Origin of the sequence: Pseudomonas sp. B21-036, from assembly GCF_024748925.1 — a bacterium.
Lineage (GTDB): Bacteria > Pseudomonadota > Gammaproteobacteria > Pseudomonadales > Pseudomonadaceae > Aquipseudomonas > Aquipseudomonas palmensis.
The window spans coordinates 2822963-2842086 of record NZ_CP087178.1; the positions used below are offsets into that span (position 1 = coordinate 2822963).

Annotated in this window: 13 protein-coding genes; 4 read left to right on the forward strand and 9 right to left on the reverse strand. The window is 66.0% G+C overall.

The window, feature by feature from the left end; all coding sequences use genetic code 11:
* Positions 1 to 16: 16 nt before the first annotated feature.
* The 6 genes from LOY33_RS12565 to LOY33_RS12590 all read right to left on the reverse strand — a co-directional run bounded on the left by LOY33_RS12565 (position 17) and on the right by LOY33_RS12590 (position 8779).
* Positions 17 to 1252, reverse strand: a complete 1236-nt coding sequence (locus LOY33_RS12565; RefSeq protein WP_058540179.1) for an acyl-CoA dehydrogenase family protein — start codon at positions 1250 to 1252, stop codon at positions 17 to 19.
* A gap of 25 nt (positions 1253 to 1277) precedes the next feature.
* Entirely contained in the window at positions 1278 to 2210 is a 933-nt protein-coding gene (locus LOY33_RS12570; protein WP_054914524.1) for an ABC transporter permease, read from the reverse strand.
* Positions 2207 to 3922, reverse strand: coding sequence for an ABC transporter substrate-binding protein (locus LOY33_RS12575; protein ID WP_258662854.1), 1716 nt, complete (start codon positions 3920 to 3922; stop codon positions 2207 to 2209). Before LOY33_RS12575 ends, LOY33_RS12570 begins: the two co-directional genes overlap by 4 nt.
* Positions 3923 to 3977: 55 nt before the next feature.
* Positions 3978 to 6107 carry a TonB-dependent receptor domain-containing protein gene (locus LOY33_RS12580; protein WP_229590261.1) on the reverse strand — a complete coding sequence of 710 codons (2130 nt, stop codon included), beginning with the start codon at positions 6105 to 6107 and terminating at the stop codon, positions 3978 to 3980.
* 297 nt (positions 6108 to 6404) lie between these two features.
* Complete coding sequence (locus LOY33_RS12585; RefSeq protein WP_054914526.1) at positions 6405 to 7544, reverse strand: glycerate kinase; 1140 nt, start codon at positions 7542 to 7544, stop codon at positions 6405 to 6407.
* 134 nt (positions 7545 to 7678) lie between these two features.
* Positions 7679 to 8779 carry a sugar diacid recognition domain-containing protein gene (locus tag LOY33_RS12590; protein WP_258662855.1) on the reverse strand — a complete coding sequence of 367 codons (1101 nt, stop codon included), beginning with the start codon at positions 8777 to 8779 and terminating at the stop codon, positions 7679 to 7681.
* Positions 8780 to 8939: 160 nt separating this feature from the next.
* Between LOY33_RS12590 and LOY33_RS12595 the strand changes: the two genes are divergently transcribed.
* Both LOY33_RS12595 and LOY33_RS12600 read left to right on the forward strand, forming a co-directional pair.
* The gene (locus LOY33_RS12595; protein ID WP_078480999.1) at positions 8940 to 10244 is read left to right on the forward strand and encodes an MFS transporter; all 1305 of its coding nucleotides are present in this window, start codon (positions 8940 to 8942) and stop codon (positions 10242 to 10244) included.
* A gap of 135 nt (positions 10245 to 10379) precedes the next feature.
* Positions 10380 to 11387: an aldo/keto reductase gene (locus LOY33_RS12600; RefSeq protein ID WP_043862758.1), complete on the forward strand. Its 1008-nt coding sequence runs from the start codon at positions 10380 to 10382 to the stop codon at positions 11385 to 11387.
* Here the strand turns inward: LOY33_RS12600 and nahK are convergent.
* The 3 genes from nahK to LOY33_RS12615 form a co-directional block, all read right to left on the reverse strand.
* Complete coding sequence (gene nahK, locus LOY33_RS12605) at positions 11365 to 14013, reverse strand: hybrid sensor histidine kinase/response regulator NahK/ErcS' (protein ID WP_258658248.1); 2649 nt, start codon at positions 14011 to 14013, stop codon at positions 11365 to 11367. The two genes, LOY33_RS12600 and nahK, sit on opposite strands and share 23 nt — an antisense overlap.
* The gene (gene nosP / locus LOY33_RS12610; protein ID WP_258658250.1) at positions 13943 to 15106 is read right to left on the reverse strand and encodes a nitric oxide-sensing protein NosP; all 1164 of its coding nucleotides are present in this window, start codon (positions 15104 to 15106) and stop codon (positions 13943 to 13945) included. The genes nahK and nosP overlap by 71 nt, the downstream gene beginning before the upstream one ends.
* 218 nt (positions 15107 to 15324) lie before the next feature.
* Entirely contained in the window at positions 15325 to 16506 is a 1182-nt protein-coding gene (locus tag LOY33_RS12615; protein WP_043860154.1) for a porin, read from the reverse strand.
* Positions 16507 to 16843: 337 nt separating this feature from the next.
* Here LOY33_RS12615 and LOY33_RS12620 point away from each other — a divergent pair, with 337 nt between their 5' ends.
* Entirely contained in the window at positions 16844 to 17914 is a 1071-nt protein-coding gene (locus LOY33_RS12620; RefSeq protein WP_258658254.1) for an enoyl-CoA hydratase/isomerase family protein, read from the forward strand.
* 16 nt (positions 17915 to 17930) lie between these two features.
* Complete coding sequence (locus LOY33_RS12625) at positions 17931 to 19082, forward strand: acyl-CoA dehydrogenase family protein (protein WP_116054022.1); 1152 nt, start codon at positions 17931 to 17933, stop codon at positions 19080 to 19082.
* Positions 19083 to 19124: the final 42 nt, after the last annotated feature.

The following is a 19124-nucleotide window of genomic DNA, read 5'->3' on the forward strand; positions in this document are numbered from 1 at the left end:
TCCTGAATGAAGGCGGTTACACCGCGCTGGCTTCGTCGCGCACGGTGGTGCCGTCCTGGGCATGCAGCGCACGCCAGGCAGCACCGGGGCTGACGCCGTTGAGGTAGTAGTTGCCCAGCGCGCGCTCGCGGTAGATCGCCGGGTTGTGCGAGGCCAGGGTGCGCGCATTGCGCCAGTGCCGGTCCAGGCGCCGGGCCTGGCTGGTGGCCGACGCGCCGCCCACCTCGAACAGCAGGGTGGTGACTTCCAGCACCTGCTCCAGCACGATCTGCTGGGCCTGGAAGGTGCGGATATCGGCCTCGACGTAGTCGGCTTCCTGGGCGCTGTCGTTCAGCTCGGCCTGGTGTACCCGCTCGAGTACCTCGGCGGCAGCCAGCACCAGGGTTTCGCTGGCATAGGCCAGGCTCGACAGGCGTCCGATCACCCGCTGCACCAGCGGGTCGTCCTTGGGGCTGGACTGGCCCGGCACGCCGAAGGCGCGGGTGCGGCCCTGGACGAAGGCGGTGGCATCGCGCAGCGCGGCGCGGGCGATGCCGGCCAGGGTGGCGAGGTGGAACAGCTGATAGAACGCCGAGATGTACGACTCGGCGCGCAGCTCGCCGGGCTTGAAGCGGCGCAGCACATGCTGCTCGGGCACCGCCACCTGCTCGAAGCGTGTGGTGCCGCTGCCGCTCAGGCGCTGGCCGAAACCGTCCCAGTCGTCTTCACGGGTCACGCCGGGGGCGTCCACTGCCACCACCACGCTGACGAAATCCTTGTCGTGCATGGCCACGGCCGCCACCCAGTCGGCGTAGATAGTGCCGGTGCAGTAGTACTTCTCGCCGTTCAGGCGCCAGCCCTCCTCGGCGGCCTCCAGGCTGACCGAGTTGGTGCTGCTGTCGCTGCGCTCGGCCATTGCCGCGCCCCACAGCTGCCCGGCCACCACCTTGGCGAACCAGTAGTCCTGGGACGCCGGTTCGCGGGCCGACAGCCGCCCTTCGACGAAACCGAAGTGCGCGCGTACGATCTGCGGCAGGTTGGAGTCGGCCTCGGCCAGGTCGATCAGCAGGCCAAACAGCACCGGCAGGCTGATGCCGGCCCCCCCATGCGCCTGGGGCACGCGCAGCGCCGTGAAGCCGGCATCGCGCAGCAACGCCACGGCCTCGAAGGCCAGTTCGCGCTGCTGCTCTCGCGCCACCGCACCCTCGCCGATCTGTGCGAACAGCGGCTTGAAGCGCGCCTGCAGCGCAGTGTAGGAATTGGATTGGGTCATGACAGGTCCTTGCTTGGGGGTGGCATCACACGGCCTTGGCACGCGGGTCCACCCAGTGATTGATCAGGTCGACGAGAAAGTTCACGACCACGTAGATCGCCGCCGCCAGCAGGGTGATGCCCAGCAGCAGCGGCACGTCCTTGGATGTTGCGGCGTCGAGCATCAGCCGGCCGATGCCCTGGCGCGAGAACAGCAGCTCGATCACCACCGCACCGCCGAGCAGGCTGGCGAACACGAAGCCGGAAAGGGTCACCAGCGACACCAGCGCATGGCGCAGCGCGTGTTTGAGGCGCACGCCGGTTTCGGACATGCCGCGGGCGCGCGCCATGGCGATGAAGGGTTGTTCGAGAATGTCTTCCAGTTCCTGGCGCAGTACCTGGCTGAGCACCGCCGCCACCGGCAAGGCCAGCGCCACGCTCGGCAGTATCAGCGCCTGCCAGCCGCTGGAGCCGGACGGCGGCAGCAGGTGCCAGCCGAATGCGAACACCAGCAGCAGGCCCAGGCCGATCACGAACGAGGGCGCCGACGACAGCACCAGCTCCGTGCCCGACACCAGCGAGCGCAGCCATGGCGCGCGATTGGCGGTGAGCACGGCGACCAGCACGGCCAGCAGCACCGCCAGTACCGCCGCGGCCAGCGACAGTTGCACGGTGGCGCCCAGTTGCCCGGCGATGATCTGCCCCACCGGGATGCGCAGGCGGTACGACTCGCCCAGGTCGCCCTGGGCCAGGCGCCCCAGGTAATGGCCGTACTGCACGATCAACGGCTGATCCAGGCCGTATTCGGCGCGCACCTGGGCGATCAGCTCGGCACTGGGCATCGCCTCCGGCCCGCCGAGGATGGCCAGTGCCGGGTCGCCGGCGCTCAGGTTCAAGGCCAGGAAGGTCAGGGTCGCCGCGCCCCAGAGCACGCCGATGCCGGCCAGCAGCCGACGGAGTATCAGGCGCAGGGTGTTCATCGGGCCTCCTGGTCGAGCCATATGCTGGTGAAGAACGGGGTGTTGTGCGAGGTATCGAAGATCACGCCCTTGACCGCCTTGCGGTAGGCCACCAGCACATGGCTCTCGTACACCGGTACGGCCGGCACGGTTTCCACCAGGCGTTGCTGCGCGGTGCGGTACAGCGCGGCCAGCTCCACCGGGTCGGTGGAACGGCGCGCCGCCGACAGCGCCGCATCGAGGGCGTCATCGCGAAAGCGCCCGGCGTTCTGGCCGATGAGCTTGGGCGTGCTGATCGCATTGCTGTGATAGAGGATGTACAGCCCGTCGGGGGTGTTGGTGTGCCAGTAGCCGCCGGCGATTGCCTGAAAGTTGCTGGCATAACGGCGCTCGGTGACCTGGGCCAGGGGCAGCAGATCGATGGCCAGCTCGAAACCGACCTTCTTGAGGTCGGCCTGGATGGCCACTGCCACGCTACCGGGGAAGGCGCCGGTCTCGTACATCAGCAGGCGCGCCGACAGGCGCTGGCCGTCCTTGACCCGGTAGCCCCTGGCGTCACGTTCGGTCCAGCCGGCCTGGTCGAGAATGCGGTTGGCCTCGGCCACGTCATAAGCCAGCACATCCTTGAACGCGGGGTCGTAGTAGCGGGTGTTGGCGGCCAGGAAATCGCCCTTGGGCTGGTACTCGCCAAAGCCGGTGATCCAGGCCAGGCCGTCGCGATCGATGGCCTTGGCCACGGCGCGGCGCACCTGCACGTCCTGGAACGGGAACTGCTCGACGTTGAAGGTCAGGCTGCGAAACGGGTTGGCCTTGCGGATGCGGCTGCTCATCTGCAGGTCGGGGTTGCTGCGAATGGCCCTGGCGTTCTGCGCCGGCGCGTCCACGGTGAAGTCCGACTGGCCGGACTCGAGCGCGCTGAAGCGGATCATCGGCTCGGGCACGATGCTCAGTTCCAGGCGGTCCAGGTAGGCCTCGCCGTTGTGCCGGGTCACCGGGGGCGCCCAGTTGTAGCCCTTGCGCCTGACAAAGGTGGCGCCCTGGTCGCGGGTGTAGCTTTCCAGCACGAAGGGCCCCGAACCGATGGCGTGCTCGGCGATGGACTTGGGCGCCTCGAGGATCTGGCGCGGCGAGATCATGCTCAGCCAGGACTGCGCCAGCACGTCCAGGAACGGCGAATAGGGTTCGCGCAGGTGCGCCTCGAAGGTGTACTCGTCGACGATGCGCCCGTCCACGTAGGGCGCGATGTACGCGGCGGCCAGCGGCGACTTGGTGGCCGGGTCGCGCATGTGCTCCAGGTTGATCTGCACGGCGCGGGCGTTGAATTTCTCGCCGTCGCTGAAGGTCACGTCATCGCGCAGGTGGAAGGTGTAGGTCTTGCCGTCCGGCGAGATGTCCCACGACTTGGCCAGCCACGGCGAGATGTTGCCCTGCTCGTCCTGGTACAGCAGGCAGTCGAACAGGATGCGCCCCAGCCACTGCACGTTGCCGTGGGAAATCGAATGCACGTCCAGGGTGGTGGTGTCGGACGCCGTGGAAATGCGCAGCGTGCCGCCCGGCTTGCCCGGCGCGGCTTCGCGGTAGTCCTCGGCGGCGTAGCTCACGCTGCCGTCGCGCAGCACGCCGTCGGCGCTCGATACGCTGTTGCGCGGCGCTTCGCTGGCCGGCTTGCAGGCGCCCAGCGCCACCACGCTGGCGAGTACGGCCAGGCGTGCGAGCCTTGTGATCAGGGTCATGTGCTTCCTCCGCCAGCACCGCGTGCAGGTGCACGTCGGCGCTGGCCGCGCTGGCTTAGAAGTTGTAGGTCACGCCGGTGAAGGCGCCGAAGCCGTCGCCCGGGTACAGCGACGCGACGTCCCTGCCCTGGGAGTTGTAGGTCGGCAGCACGGCGGTCACGTAGTCCTGGTCGGTGATGTTCTTCAGGTCCAGGTACACCTGCCAGGTCTTGCCCGGGTCGTCGTAACCCAGGCGCGCGCCCCACAGCGTGTAGGACGGCGCGTAGAAGCTGTTGGCGTAGTCCACCGACGTCTTGGAGGCGGTGCGCACGTTGACCCCGGCGTAGAAACCGCTGGCCCACTGGTACTGCAGCTCGCCCTGATACACGTGCTTGGGCAGGCCCGGCAGTTCGTTCTTCTTGAACAGCGGGTCGTTCTCGTAGTGGAAGTCGTTGAGGGTGTAGGCCTGGCGCCAGGTCAGGCTGTCACCGTTGGCGCCTTCCCACAGGCGGGTGCTCAGGCCGGCCTCGATGCCCTGGTGGATGGTGGGCGTGGCATTGGAGGTGGACACCACCGCAGCAGAGGTGGCAGTGGCCGGCAGCACTTCGACGTTGAGCAGCTCGTTCTTGACCCAGGATTTGTAGAACGCCAGGCTGCCGTCGAAGATCCCCGACTTGCCCTTGATACCGAACTCCACGGTGTTGGCCGCTTGCGGCACCAGTGGCTTGGCATAGTTGCTGGTGACCCCGGAGCCGGAGCTGGACCAGGAGCTTGGCGGGTCGATGGTGCGGCTGGCGTTGGCGAACAGTTGCACGTCCGGGGCGATGTAGTAGCGCAGGCCGATACGCGGGGCCAGCTTCCACTCGTCGTACTTGTAGTGGCTGGGCAGGCCGCTGGTGTTGGGGCGGTCGCTGTAGGTGACGTTGATGTCACGCTTGATCTCGATCGCCGAAACGCCGGTGGCCAGGTACAGGTTGTCGGTCAGGCCCAGGTCGTTGCCCAGGGTGAACACATGGTCGAACGAGCCGTCGTACTCGACCTGCTTCTGCAGAATGCCCAGGTCCTTGTCGCCCTTGTAGGTGCGTGCGCCGGAACGGATGTGCTGGGTGCTGCTCCAGCCCGCGGTGGTGGTGCTGGGCAGGCCGAACAGCTGGTCGGTGCGGCTGTACTTGAGCGAGTAGTTGATGTCGCGCCAGTCCCAGTAGTTGGGGTTGACGGTGCTCTTGCGGCTGAGGATCTGCGGGTAGTTGTGGTACACCAGCCCGGCTTCGAGGGTGGCATCGTCATCGAAGGTGTAGGTGGTCTTGCTGCCGACCCAGGTCGAGCCGCGCTTGGTGGAGTCGCCACGGGTGGCGTAGGTGGCGGCGTTGGTCTGTTTGGAGTTCTTTTTGAGCTGCGCCAGGGTCAGGGTGCCCGAGTTCTCGTGGTATTCCTCGCGGTAGCGGATGTACAGACGGGTTTCGAGCTTGGGGTTGAAGCGGTAGCCGAAGTTGCTGACCACCCCCTTGGCCTTGGTGAAGGTGAAGTCCTGGTAGCCGTCGCGGCGAGCGTTGTCGACGCTGACGTAGTAGTCGGCATTGCCGGCCACGCCGCCGGTGCTCAGGGTCTGCTTCTGCCAGCCGAAACTGCCGCCTTCGAGCTTGATGCGGTTGCCCGGTGCGGTCAGCCCGGAGTTGGTCACGAAGTTGATCGCGCCCCCCAGTGAAAGTGCGCCGTATTCGAAGGCGTTGGCACCGCGCAGTACTTCGGTGTAGTTCAGGCCCTGGGTATCCAGAAGTTCATAGGGCGTGCCACCGGCGCCGGTCAGTGCAAGGCCGTCGAAGAGAAACTTTGTGCCTTCGCGAAAATAGCCGGGCGAGGTATTGGCGCCGGAGCCGCGAATGGAAATCTTGATGGCATCGTTGCCACCGGCAGCTTGGGCGTAGACGCCGGGCTGGTACGCCAGGGTGTCTTCCAGGGTGGCCGAGCGGCCCTTTTCGACTTCAGCCTGGGTGACCAGGCTGGTACCGCCGGCGACCTCGTCGAGTTTGCTCTGCGCCGCCTGCACAGGGCTCTGTTTGGCGGCCTGCACGGTAACCGTACCCAGGCGCTTGTCGCCGCTGGTGTCGGTGTCGGCAGCCGAGGCCAACGGGATGAAGGTTAATAGTGCGCTGCTTACAGCGAACAGGGATGAATGTCGCAATACTGCCGAAGTTGCCCAATGCACGCGTTTCAAGGTCTTGCTCCCCACCTGATTAAAATTAGGCGAGTTTCTATTGGTATAGTCAATCTCACAGGGACTATTGCAGCGAGCGTGCCAACTGGCGAAGTGCCTTGTTTAAAGGGGTTTAGTTATAAAGCGGCAAGTAATCGAGTGTTGTATTCGAGGGCTAGTGTCGGGAGGGTGTTGCCAGGCGAACAGTTGCCAGTTGCTGATCTATGTATATAACCGGCAAGGCCGGCGCCTACAGGTTGGCCGCTGTCTGTAGGCGCCGGCCTTGCCGGCGAAGCAGTAGTGGGCTTGTTACAGACCCTGGTGCAAGGCCCACAGCCGCGCGATGTCCCGCGCCCTGTCACGCAGCAGCGGCGCCGCCTGCTCGCACGCCTGCTGCAGGCTCATCGGCCCGCTGGTCAACGCAAATGCCGCATCGATGCCATGCTCATACAGCGCCTGATAGCCCTCGCCCAGGGTGCCGGCAATCACCACCACCGGCACGCCGTGACGCCTGGCTATGCGCGCCACACCGAACGGGGTCTTGCCGCGCAGGGTCTGCGCATCGAAGCGCCCCTCTCCGGTGATCACCAGGTCGGCACCGCGTACCGCCGCCTCCAGCCCGGCCAGCTCGGCCACCACTTCGACCCCAGCACGAAACTGCGCGCCCATGAAGGCCTTGGCCGCAAAGCCCATGCCGCCCGCTGCGCCACAGCCCGGAAACGCCCGAACGTCTTCCTCCAGCAGGCCGGCGCAATGGTCGGCAAAGTGCCCCAGTGCATGGTCGAGCAAGGCGACCTGGGCGGGGCTCGCCCCCTTTTGCGGGCCGAAGATCGCCGAGGCACCATTGGCCCCGCACAGTGGGTTGTCGACGTCTGCGGCCACTTCCACCTGCACGTCGAGCAGGCGCGGGTCCAGCCCGCTGCTGTCCAGCCGGGCCAGGTGCGCCAGGGCCAGGCCGCCCGGTGCCAGTTCAGCGCCCTGGGCATCGAACAGCCGCAGCCCCAGCGCTCGCAGCATCCCACTGCCGGCATCGTTGGTGGCACTGCCGCCGATGGCCAGGATGATGCGCTGTGCCCCGGCATCCAGCGCCGCGCCGATCAGTTGCCCGGTGCCATAGGTGCTGCTGCGGCAAGCATCGCGCTGCGCGAGGCCGAGCAGTTGCAGGCCGCTGGCCTGGGCCATTTCGATGATGGCGGTGTGGCTGTCGGCCAGCCAGCCCCAGTGGGCCAGTACCGGTGTGCCGAGCGGGCCCTGCACCTGCAGGCTGCGCTGTTCGCCGCTGCAGGTCGCCACCAGGGCCTGCAGGGTGCCCTCGCCGCCATCGGCCATCGGGCAACTGACCAGCTCGGCCTGTGGCAAGGCATCGGCCAGCCCCCGGGCGATGGCAGCGGCCACGTCTTCGGCGCTCAGGCTGTCCTTGAACGAGTCGGGGGCGATGACGATTTTCATGCGGTGTGCTCCTTATCCAGATGAGCTGCATGCTGACAGTTGCGCCGGCGGCGGGCGTCGGTCGGATGCACAGGCGGGCGCAGGGTTATTTGTTCAGTTGGACAATGCACCGACCAAGCGGCCCGCACAGGCAATCAACTGTGCACGGGCAACAACTGCAACCCCAGGTACAGGCTCAGCATCCCTTCCAGCCGCATCGGGTCCACCCCGCTCAACTCGGCCACCCGTTCCAGTCGGTAACGCAAGCTGTTGCGGTGAATGCCCAGCGCCTCGGCGCACGCCTGGCTCTGCCCGTCGTGGGCGCACCAGGCCCGCAGGGTGGCCAGCAGCTGCCCGTTGCTGTCCTTGGCACGCAGCCGTTGCAGCGGTTGCAGCAGTTCGTCCAGCGCATCGTCGTTGCGATGACGCCACAACAGCGCCGGCAGCCGATAGCGCGCCAGGGTCAGCAGGCGCTGGCGGGGCAGTACCTCGCGCCCGTAGGCAAGCAGGTCGCGCACCCGACGATAACCGCGGCGCAGGTTGTCCAGCCCTTCGGCCGGGCCAGCAACTGCCAGGCGCTGCACGGTCCAGCCCTGGGCCTGCATCTTGTCCAGCAGGCGCTGTTCGTCCAGCGCCACCGTCGCCGGGCGGCACCACAGCAACGACTGACGTGCCGGGCTTACGCACCAGCTGTCGGGGTAGCGCAGCATCAGCCAGGCCGCCAGCGGCTCGGCGGCCGGGCCCTCCTCCAGCTCGAACAGGCACGGGATACGCGTGAGCTGGGGTTTGAGACCCAGTTGCCGAGCCTCGTCCACCAGCCGGGTGGCGTCGCCGTTGCCGCCCAGCAGCAAGGCCAGCAGGTCGTCGCAGCGCTGCTTGCGCCACTGCTGCTGCACTTGCAGGTGCCGTTGGGCCAGCAGCATCTCGGCGGTCATGCGCACCAGTTCGGCGTAGGTGCGCACCTGCTGCGGGTCGCCGGTGATGCCGAGCACGCCGATCAGGCGCCCGTCCAGCAGCAGCGGCAGGTTCACACCCGGCTGCACACCCTTGAGGCACCTGGCGGCCTCTTCGTCGAGCTCGACGATGCGCGCGTTGGCCAGCACCAGTTGCGCGCCTTCGTGGCGGGTGTTGATACGCTGCGCCTCGCCACTGCCCAGGATCAGCCCCTGGCTGTCCATGACATTGACGTTGTAGGGCAGAATGGCCATCGCACGGTCGACGATATCCTGTGCCAGGTCGTGGTCGAGCTCGAACATGGGCGGATCCTTGTGGTCGCAATGGTTGGTCGAGGGCACAGCGGTGCAGCGCAAAGGCTGTGCAAAAGCACAAAGACAGCGTCCTCTGGCTCAAACAGACTCGTCATGACAACTGCCTCGACGCAGTTGCGGCGATAAACATAAAAACAGAGAGAGAATCATGTCATACCGCCCTGCCCCTGACCAAGGCCACGACATCGACCGCAACGCGCTGTACCGGCGCATCACCCTGCGGCTGATCCCGTTCATCTTCATCTGTTACCTGTTCAACTACCTGGACCGCGTCAACGTCGGCTTCGCCAAGTTGCAGATGCTCGACGCGCTGAAGTTCAGCGAAACCATCTACGGCCTGGGTGCCGGCATCTTCTTCATCGGCTACGTGCTGTGCGGCCTGCCCAGCAACCTGGCGCTCAACCGCTTCGGGCCACGGCGCTGGATCGCGCTGATGATGATCGCCTGGGGCACGCTGTCGACCTGCCTGCTGTTCGTCACCACCCCCATGGAGTTCTACGTGCTGCGCCTGTTCACCGGCGCCGCCGAAGCGGGGTTCTTCCCGGGTATCGTGCTGTACCTCTCGCGTTGGTTCCCGGCGCAGCGGCGCGGGCGCATCATGGCGCTGTTCATGTCGGCGATCCCGGTGTCGGGGCTGCTGGGCGGGCCGTTCTCGGGGTGGATTCTCAACCACTTCGCCGCCGGCCAGGGCGGCCTGGCCGGCTGGCAATGGATGTTCCTGATCCAGGGCGTGCCTACCGTGGTGCTCGGCTGTCTGGCGATCGTGCTGCTCAGCGATGGCTACGCCAAGGCCGGCTGGCTGACCCCGGCGCAGCGCCAGGCGGTTGAGGCCGACCTGAACGCTGACGCGGCGGCCAAGCCGAAAACCGCCAGCGACAGCCTGCTGTCGGTGCTGGCCAACCCGTTGATCTGGACCTTCGGCTTCATCTACTTCTGCATCCAGAGCGGCGTGTATGCGATCAACTTCTGGCTGCCATCGATCATCAAGAACATGGGTTTCGACGATGCCCTGCTGATCGGCTGGCTGAGCGCCATCCCGTACCTGCTGGCCGGGCTGTTCATGCTGCTGGTGGGGCGTTCGGCAGACCTGCGCAACGAGCGGCGCTGGCACCTTGTGGTGCCGATGCTGATGGGCGCGGTGGGGCTGCTGATGGCGGTCAACTTCGCCCACAGCCCGGTGATCGCGATACTGGGCCTGAGCATCGCGACCATGGGCGCGCTCACCGGCCTGCCGATGTTCTGGCCGATGCCCACTGCCCTGCTCACCGCGGGCACTGCGGTGGCGGGCCTGGCGATCATCAACTCGGTGGGCCAGATGGCCGGGTTCCTCAGCCCGTACCTGGTGGGCTGGATCAAGGACCAGACCGGCTCGACCGACGTGGCATTGTATTCGCTGGCGGGGTTGATCGTGGTGGGCAGCCTGGTGGCACTGCGGGTGTCGCGCTCCAGCTGACGACCGCTTCGCCGGCAAGGCCGGCTCCTATGGGCCTGAGGGCCGTTCACACGATTGTGCGGGAGCCGGCCTTGCCGACGAAGCTTTCAACCCTGTAAAACAGCTCGACCCCCTCCCGCAAAAGGATGCTCGAGCATGATCTACCGTCCCCTGGGCCGCAGTGGCCTGCAGGTTTCCGCCCTCACCCTGGGCAGCATGATGTTCGGCGAGCAGACCAGCACCGAAGACTCGCTGCGTATCATCGACAAGGCCTGGGACCAGGGCATCAATTTCATCGATACCGCCGACGTGTACAACGCCGGCCGCTCCGAGGAAATCGTCGGCGAAGCCATCGCCCGCCACCGTCACGACTGGGTGCTGGCCTCCAAGGTCGGCTTCGGCCCGGTCGACGGCCTGCCCAACCGCAGCGGCCTGAGCCGCAAGCATATCTTCAATGCCATCGACACCAGCCTCACGCGCCTGGGCACCGATTACCTGGACATCTACTACCTGCACCGCGAAGACCACGCCACCCCGCTGGAGGTCAGCGTGGCAGCCATCGGCGACCTGCTGCGCCAGGGCAAGATCCGTCACTGGGGCGTGTCGAACTTTCGCGGCTGGCGCATCGCCGAGGTGTGCAACCTGGCCGAACGCCTGGGTATCCCCAAGCCTGTGATCAGCCAGCCGCTGTACAACATCGTCAACCGCCAGGCCGAAACCGAGCAGTTCACCGCTGCAGCCTTTCACGGCCTGGGCGTGGTGCCCTACAGCCCGCTGGCGCGTGGGGTGCTCAGCGGCAAGTACGCCCCCGACGCCACCCCGGACGCCAACAGCCGCGCCGGGCGCCAGGACAAGCGCATCCTCGAGACCGAATGGCGCAGCGAGTCACTGGCCATCGCGCAGAAGATCCACGCCTATACCCAGGCCAAGGGCGTAGGCATGGTCGAGTTCGCCATTGCCTGGGTGCTCAACAACCAGCACGTCAGCTCCGCCATCGTCGGCCCGCGCACCGAAGCACAGTGGGACACCTATGGCGGTGCGCTGCAGGTGAAGATCACCGCCGAAGACGAAGCCTTCATCGATTCGCTGGTTACCCCCGGGCATGCCTCCACCCACGGCTACAACGACGCGGCGCACTTCGTCAGCGGGCGCCAGCCACGCTGAGTTCGCAACCGATCAGGTGGCTGATGGCGGCCTTGAGCTTCATCGGCCGCACCGGTTTGTGCAGCAGGCTGTGGCCCAGGTCGCGCACCTGCTGCTTGAGCTCCACGCTGTAGTTGGCAGTGATCATCAGGGCCGGCAACGGCGTGTGCCGCTGCGTATTGATCGACCCGACCGCCTCCAGGCCGTTGCGGTCGTTGTCCAGGTGATAGTCGACGATCAGCAGGTCGGCCCACTCGCTGTCCAGTGCCACCTGGCGGGCCAGGTCCTGCTCGCTCAGGGCGGTGACCACCGAGCAGCCCCAGTGCTCCAGCAGGCTGCGCATGCCCGCGCAGATCGCCGCATCGTTGTCCACCACCCAGATACGTGCGCCGTCCAGGCGTTCGGTCAGCGGCTCGACCTGTGACGGTTGCGGCTCGCGCCGGGGCGCACGCTTGCTGCGCGGCACCTCGATGGAGAACACCGAGCCCTTGCCCGGCGTGGAGCGCAGGTGCACGCGGTGGCCGAGAATGCCGGCGATCTTGTCGACGATGGCCAGGCCCAGGCCCAGGCCGCGATCCTGGTCGGGACGCTGCAGGTCGCCGCGCTTGAACTCCTGGAACACCTCGGCGCACTTGTCGGGGGCGATGCCGATGCCGGTGTCCCATACCTCGATGAACACCCGCTGCCCACGCCGCCGGCACCCGAGCATCAGGCGCCCCTGCGGGGTGTAGCGGATGGCATTGCTGAGCAGGTTGCGCAGGATGCGTGCCAGCAGCTGGATGTCGCTGCGCACCCGCAGGCTGCTGCGCACGTAGCTCATGCGCAAGCCTTCGCTGGCGGCGGCATGGGCGTACTCGGCGGCCAGGTTGTCGAGCAGGTCGCTGACCGCGAAGGTCGCGACGTCGGCCTTGATCACCCCGGCATCGAGCTTGGAGATGTCGACCAGGGTGCCCAGCAGGCTTTCGACGTCATCCAGCGAATTGCTGACGTTGCGCACCAGCGCCGGGCTTGCACAGTTCTGCTCCTGCAGCGCGCTGGTGAACAGGCGCGCGGCGTTGAGCGGTTGCAGCAGGTCGTGGCTGACCGCGGCAAGGAACTTGGTCTTGGACAGGTTGGCCTGGTCGGCCTCCTGCTTGGCCTCGCGCAGGCGCGCTTCGGCGCGGCGCCGCTCTTCGATTTCGCGCAGCAGTTGCTGGTTGAGCTGGGTGAGTTCGGCGGTGCGCTCGCGCACCCGCAACTCCAGGTTCTGGTAGGCCTGGTGCAGGGCTTCGGCGGTACGCCGGCGTTCGGTGATGTCGCGGATCAGCACGAAGATCCCCACCACCTCGCCGCTGGCCAGCTGGTTGGGTACATAGGAGCGCAGCATGTAGCGCTCCTGGCCGTGGGCGTTGGTTTCGGCGAACTCGAATGTCACGCTCTCGCCCGACAATGCCCGCTCCACATAGCTCTCCAGGCGCTGGTAATGCTCGGCGCTGTGCACCTCGCGCAGGCTCTGGCCGAGCATTACCCCGCGCGGCCAGCAGTACCACTGCTCGTACACCTTGTTGGTGAACTCGTAGACCAGGTCGGCGTTGAGGTAGGCGATCAGCGCCGGCACGTGGTCGGTGATCAGGCGGATCCAGCGCTCGCTCTCGCTCAGCGCCTCGGCATGCTGATAGCGCTCGGTGATGTCGGTGAAGGTGTTGACGAAACCGCCGGCCGGCAGCGGATGGGTACGGATTTCGAGCATACGTCCGTCGAACAGGCGCTGCTCCAGTTCATGGATGCTGCGCCCGTTGGCATCGGTGCTGGCCGGGGTGAGCAAGGCCAGCTCGCTGTCGGCGATCACCTCGGCAAAGTCGCGATGGGCGGCAATCGGGGCCAGCCCGCTGAGTTCCAGGAAGCGCCGGTTCCACAACTCCAGCACGCCGTCGGCATTGACCATGGCCACGCCCTGGGACAGGTTGTCGACCGCACGCTGCAGCAGGTGCGACTTCTGCGCCACGGCCTGTTCGCGGCGCTGGGTTTCGCTGAGCTTGATCTGGGTGATGTCGGTGAACAGCATCACGCAGCCGCCGCCCTGGGTCGGGCGCTCGCTGACCTGCAGCCAGCGCCCGCCCTGCAGGCGGTACACCATGTGCTCGGCGCTGGGGCCGCGTTGTTCTTCGCAGAACAGCCCGGTGCTCTGCATCAGCCGCTTGATCTCGGCCAGACGCATGCCGCCGATGATGCGGATGCGGCTGTTGGCCCAGAACGCCTTGAAGCGCTGGTTGAACAGCACGATGCGCTGCTGCGGGTCGAACAGCACGAAGGCGTCGGAAATGCTTTCGATGGCGTCCACCAGGTACTGGTGCGCGGTTTCGGCGCGCAGCCGCGCATCGCTGAGCAGGTGGTTGCTGGCCTTGAGTTCGGCCATGGCCTGGTTCAGCGCATCGGTGCGCTCGCGCACCTGCTCGGCCAGCACCACCGAGTGCTGGAACGCCGCATAGGAGTCGTCCGGGCGCGCGGCGCCCGATTCCTGGCGTTCGATCAGGGCGGCGTTGATACGGCTGAGCTTGCGGTTTTCATGCTGCAAGCGGGCGATCAGCGCGGCCTGGTCAATGTCCACGGCGTGCACGGGGCTGGCCAATGGCGACGCCGGTGAACGTCTGGTTGATGTGCATGCCATTGAACTGTTCTCCATAGGAGTTGAACCCCACCACAGGCTGCTGCTGCAAAAAGGCGCCGACGGCTTCGAACTCTGCGCTGCCTTCCAGCTCCAGGCGGCGCAGGAAGCAGTCGCAGCCGATGGTCAGCAGCAACGGCCCGAGGCGTTCGCGCAAGCCGTCGAACAACGCGCTCAGGTTGGGCAGCAGGGGCCCGGGGCGCATGGCGGTGAGCACGATGCCGTTCTCCACCGCGCAGTAGAAACTCAGGCTGCCGTCGTCGTGCACCTGCTGGATGGCCCGCACGTAGTAGCGCTCGTTGATGCGCACCGCCAGCGGGTGGGCGGCGAAGGTGCGGTGGTCGAGCTGTTCGGGGGGCACGCCGATCAGCGCGGCGTATTCCTGCGCGGCGGGTTCGGCATTGAGCTCGTAGACCCGGCGCAGGGTACTGTCGGCGCGGGTGACCACGAGCTTTTCCTGACGCGGCTGGATGTGATGGGTGGTGAATACCTCGAAATCCAGGCAGGTATTGACCAGCAGCACCACGGCAGCGCTGCTGTGGAAGGCGCCGTTGAAGTACACATGGGTGTGGTGCAGGTAGTTGTCGTCGCCGGCCGAGCCGCCGAAATGCGGGATGTCGCCCAGGGCGGCACTGAGGGCGGCAAGCACGGTTTCCTCACGGCTGGACAGCCCGTCGAGCAGGGTCAGGGCGAAGCTGTGGCCCTTGATCGGGGCCAGGGTGTTGCTGCGACAGTCGCCGACCAGGCGCTCGACCATCTGCTGCGCGTCGATCAGGCTGAAGTACTGCATGGGGGCGATGAGTTCGGCGGCAATCGAGAACATCCGGTAATCGAAGCCCAGCGCGGTGATGCAGCCGCGGCCGTAGCCTTCGGGGGTGATTTCGCCGGCGCTGGTGCAGCCTGCCAGGCGGATGCCGCCCAGGCTCTGTTGTAGCGAGTGGGCCAGGGCTGGCAGGTCGTATTCGGCGGAGCAGAAGAACAGCACGAAGCCCAGGTGCGGGTGCAGCAGCTGACGGGCCAGGTCCTGTGCGGCCTCTTCGGCGACACTGGCGCGCGAGACGGCACTGACAATGCCCTCGGCGGGGGGGTGGTGCATGACGGCCTCCGGCGGGGGCTTTAACGGATGGGCCCAGTGTACGAAGGGGCTGGAGGGGGTCGAATGCTACTTGGGTAGTGGGTGGGGGTGGCATTGGTTGTAGGTTTGCAAGGGGGGTGCCCTTTCGCTGGAACGCCGGCGCCCACAGGTTTGCCACTGACGTGAAGAACAGTGGCATCGCTGTGGGCGCCGGCTTGCCAGCGAAGGGGCGACGCGGTTTACCAGGTCAGCACGGCACCCAGGGCCAGCGTATCGGTGTCTTCGTTCTGGCTGCTGCCCTCATGCCCGCGGATTTCGAACTGGTTGTATTCGGCTACCAGGGTGAGGTTGGCATTGATGTCGCGGAACAGCGCGATGCCGCGGGTCTCGTAGTCGGCGCCGGTGTTGACCGCGCCGTTGCCGTCGTCCTTGGTCTTGCCGTACGACAACGCCAGGCGGTTCTTGCCGAACTTGTACGAGCCCTGCATCAGGTAGCCCTTGCTGTCGACCTCGCGCAAGGTGGCTTCCCCGGCGTTGTTGGTGAAGAACGGGTTGATGCCCTTGGCGGTGAAGCCGGAACCGGTCAGCGAGAAGGCGCCCATCTTGGCCTGTACGCCATAGCCCAGGCCCTTGGAGGTCACCGAGTCGACGTTGTGGTCGGTGTTGTCCGAGGTCTGGTAGCCACCGTTGATCCAGCTGTAGATCTTGGCGCCCCCCAGGTCGAACTGGTAGGTGATCTCGCTCTCGGTGCGCGGATTCTTCTGGTAGGCCTTGCCCACCGCGCTGTCATCGTTGGTATCGACCGGGTCCATGATGCCCACGGCGATGCGCAGGCCATCCATCACCGGGGTGCGGTAGGTGATCTGCGCAGTGGGGAACGGGTACGGGTAGCCGGTGCCGATGTTGCCGAACGATACGCCGCCACCGTCCACCAGGCCGAGGGTGTCACTGACCTGGCCATAGCCGGCCAGCAACTCGTCGAGCAGGATGTTGGAACGGGCGAACAGGCCGAAGTCCTTGCCGATCAGTACTTCGCCCCACTCCGAATTGGTCACGGTGCCGTAGAACTGACGCACGTCGATGGCCGTGTCGGTGCCGTTGGTTTCACTGTCGTTGATGGTGACCCAGAACGAAGCGCGCCCGCCCAGCTTGAGGTCGTCGATCTGACGGGTCATGTTGAAACCCAGGTAGTTGGGCAGAAAGCCCATCTTGACCCGGGACTGGCGACGGTCGAACTGCTCGCCGTCACGGTCGACCTTGCTGTTGACGTAGAAGGCGTTGATGTAGCCGTCGGTGGAAAAGGTCGTGTCGTCCTTGTCGTACAGCATGATCTCGGCCTGGGCCAGCGGGGTCAGGCCCAGCGCGGCAAGGCTCGCCACCAAGGGCAGGAAACGTGTATGGGCATTCTTATTGTTGTGCATGACGCTCTCCGCAAACGGGTGGACGGTTGTCGGAGGCGATTATCGAAAAGCGGCGCCGCGCGCCCTACGCTGCCTTGGGGGCAAGGCGCTGCTGCTTTGGCGAGGCGCGAGGTGCCAGGCACCGGGGAACTAATCCTGTGTCCGCCAGTGTCACAAGGCTAAAGTGCCAGCACCCGCTCCGGATGGCCGAGACCACCATGCAAAAATGCAGACAGGCACTGCAGTTTTGTCGATTGTAATGGGCAAAATTGCACTGTTACGATCCGACGATCCTTGAATTCATCTCCACGGCGCGACAAATCATGTGGAAAATCAATAACAAAGCAGGGAGACAGCGATGACCGCGCAAGCGCATTCCCCGGTCGATACCAACGTACTGGCTACTGTACGCAACCATGTAGGCCATCTGACCCTCAACCGCCCCGCCGGCCTCAACGCCCTGACCTTGCCGATGGTGCGTCAGCTGCAGCAGCAGCTCGACGCCTGGGCCGTCGACCCGCAGGTTCACGCAGTGGTACTGCGTGGCGAAGGCCCCAAGGGTTTCTGCGCCGGCGGCGACATCCGTTCGCTGCATGACAGCTTCAAGGCAGGCGACAGCCTGCACCGCGACTTCTTCGTGGAGGAGTACGCGCTGGACCTGTGCATTCATCACTACCGCAAGCCCATCGTTGCCCTGATGGACGGCTTTACCCTGGGCGGCGGCATGGGCCTGGCCCAGGGCGCGGAGCTGCGTGTGGTCACCGAGCGCAGCCGCCTGGCCATGCCCGAAACCGGCATCGGCTACTTTCCGGACGTGGGCGGCAGCTATTTCCTGTCGCGCATCCCCGGCGAACTGGGCACCTACCTGGGGGTGAGCGGCGTGCAGATCCAGGCGGCCGACGCGCTGTACTGCGGGCTGGCCGACTGGCATGTCGACAGCGCCAGGCTGAGCACCCTGGATGAACGCCTGAACACGCTCAAGTGGAGCGAGCACCCGCTCAAGGACCTGCAGGGCGTGCTGGCCAGGCTGGGCACCCAGACCCTGGACAACCCTCCCCTGGCTGCGCTGCGCCCGGCCATCGACCACTTCTTCGCGTTGCCCGATGTGGCCAGCATCATCGAGCAACTGCGTGCCGTGACCGTCGGCGACAGCCACGAATGGGCACTCAAGACCGCCGACCTGCTGGCCACGCGCTCGCCCCTGGCGATGGCGGTGACCTTGGAGATGCTGCGCCGCGGGCGCCACCTGAGCCTGGAGGACTGCTTTGCGATGGAGCTGCACCTGGACCGGCAATGGTTCGAGCACGGCGACCTGATCGAAGGTGTACGCGCGCTGATCATCGACAAGGACAAGCAGCCTCGCTGGAACCCCGCCACCGTCGCCGAGCTTTCACACTCGCGGGTGGATCAATTCTTCGAAGGCCTGTGAGGGCCGGAGTACGCACATGCAAGACCTGGAACTGACTGAAGAACAGATCATGATCCGCGACATGGCGCGCGACTTCGCCCGTAACGAGATCGCCCCGCATGCCCAGGCCTGGGAAAAGGCCGGCTGGATCGACGATGGCGTGGTGGCCAGGATGGGTGAGCTGGGCTTGCTGGGCATGGTGGTGCCCGAGCAATGGGGCGGCAGCTACACCGACTACGTGGCCTATGCACTGGCGGTGGAAGAGATTGCCGCCGGCGATGGCGCCACCGGGGCGTTGATGAGCATCCACAACTCGGTAGGCTGCGGCCCCCTGCTCGCCTATGGTAGCGAGCTGCAGCAGCAGACCTGGCTGGAGCGTCTGGCCACCGGCCAGGTGATCGGCTGCTTCTGCCTTACCGAACCCCAGGCCGGCTCCGAGGCGCACAACCTGCGCACCCGTGCCGAGCGCGTGGGTGACGAGTGGGTGATCAACGGGTCCAAGCAGTTCGTCAGCAATGCGCGGCGCGCGGGCCTGGCGATCGTGTTTGCGGTGACCGACCCGGAGCTGGGCAAGAAAGGGTTGTCGGCGTTTCTGGTGCCGACCGACAACGAAGGTTTCGTGGTCGATCGCAGCGAACACAAGATGGGCATTCGCGCCTCCGACACCTGTGCGGTGACCTTGAACAACTGCCGTGTGCCGGCAGCCAACCTGCTGGGCGAGCGTGGCAAGGGCCTGGCGATCGCGCTGTCCAACCTTGAGGGCGGGCGTATCGGCATTGCGGCTCAGGCGCTGGGCATTGCGCGCGCGGCGTTCGAGGCGGCGCTGGTGTATTCGCGTGACCGCATCCAGTTCGGCAAGCCGATCAACGAGCACCAGAGTGTGGCCAACCTGCTGGCCGACATGCAGGTACAGCTCAATGCGGCGCGGTTGTTGATACTGCATGCGGCGCGTTTGCGCAGTGCGGGCAAGCCGTGTTTGAGCGAGGCTTCGCAGGCCAAGCTGTTTGCTTCGGAGATGGCCGAACGGGTGTGTTCCAAGGCCATCCAGGTGCATGGTGGGTATGGTTACCTGGAAGACTACCCCGTGGAGCGATACTACCGCGATGCGCGGATCACGCAGATCTATGAGGGCTCGAGCGAGATTCAGCGCATGCTGATTGCGCGGGAGTTGAAGCACTATCCGTTGTAAAGGCGCGGTTTGATGTGATGCCGGGCCACCATGGCCTGTCAG

Bases quoted from the DNA above. Each gene is read 5' to 3' on its own strand.
- LOY33_RS12615 (WP_043860154.1), bottom strand. From the start codon at position 16,506: ATGCACAACAATAAGAATGCCCATACACGTTTCCTGCCCTTGGTGGCG.
- LOY33_RS12585 (WP_054914526.1), bottom strand. From the start codon at position 7,544: ATGAAAATCGTCATCGCCCCCGACTCGTTCAAGGACAGCCTGAGCGCC.
- LOY33_RS12625 (WP_116054022.1), top strand. From the start codon at position 17,931: ATGCAAGACCTGGAACTGACTGAAGAACAGATCATGATCCGCGACATG.
- LOY33_RS12620 (WP_258658254.1), top strand. From the start codon at position 16,844: ATGACCGCGCAAGCGCATTCCCCGGTCGATACCAACGTACTGGCTACT.
- LOY33_RS12600 (WP_043862758.1), top strand. From the start codon at position 10,380: ATGATCTACCGTCCCCTGGGCCGCAGTGGCCTGCAGGTTTCCGCCCTC.
- nahK (WP_258658248.1), bottom strand. From the start codon at position 14,013: ATGGCATGCACATCAACCAGACGTTCACCGGCGTCGCCATTGGCCAGC.
- LOY33_RS12570 (WP_054914524.1), bottom strand. From the start codon at position 2,210: ATGAACACCCTGCGCCTGATACTCCGTCGGCTGCTGGCCGGCATCGGC.
- LOY33_RS12575 (WP_258662854.1), bottom strand. From the start codon at position 3,922: ATGACCCTGATCACAAGGCTCGCACGCCTGGCCGTACTCGCCAGCGTG.
- LOY33_RS12595 (WP_078480999.1), top strand. From the start codon at position 8,940: ATGTCATACCGCCCTGCCCCTGACCAAGGCCACGACATCGACCGCAAC.
- nosP (WP_258658250.1), bottom strand. From the start codon at position 15,106: ATGCACCACCCCCCCGCCGAGGGCATTGTCAGTGCCGTCTCGCGCGCC.
- LOY33_RS12565 (WP_058540179.1), bottom strand. From the start codon at position 1,252: ATGACCCAATCCAATTCCTACACTGCGCTGCAGGCGCGCTTCAAGCCG.
- LOY33_RS12590 (WP_258662855.1), bottom strand. From the start codon at position 8,779: ATGTTCGAGCTCGACCACGACCTGGCACAGGATATCGTCGACCGTGCG.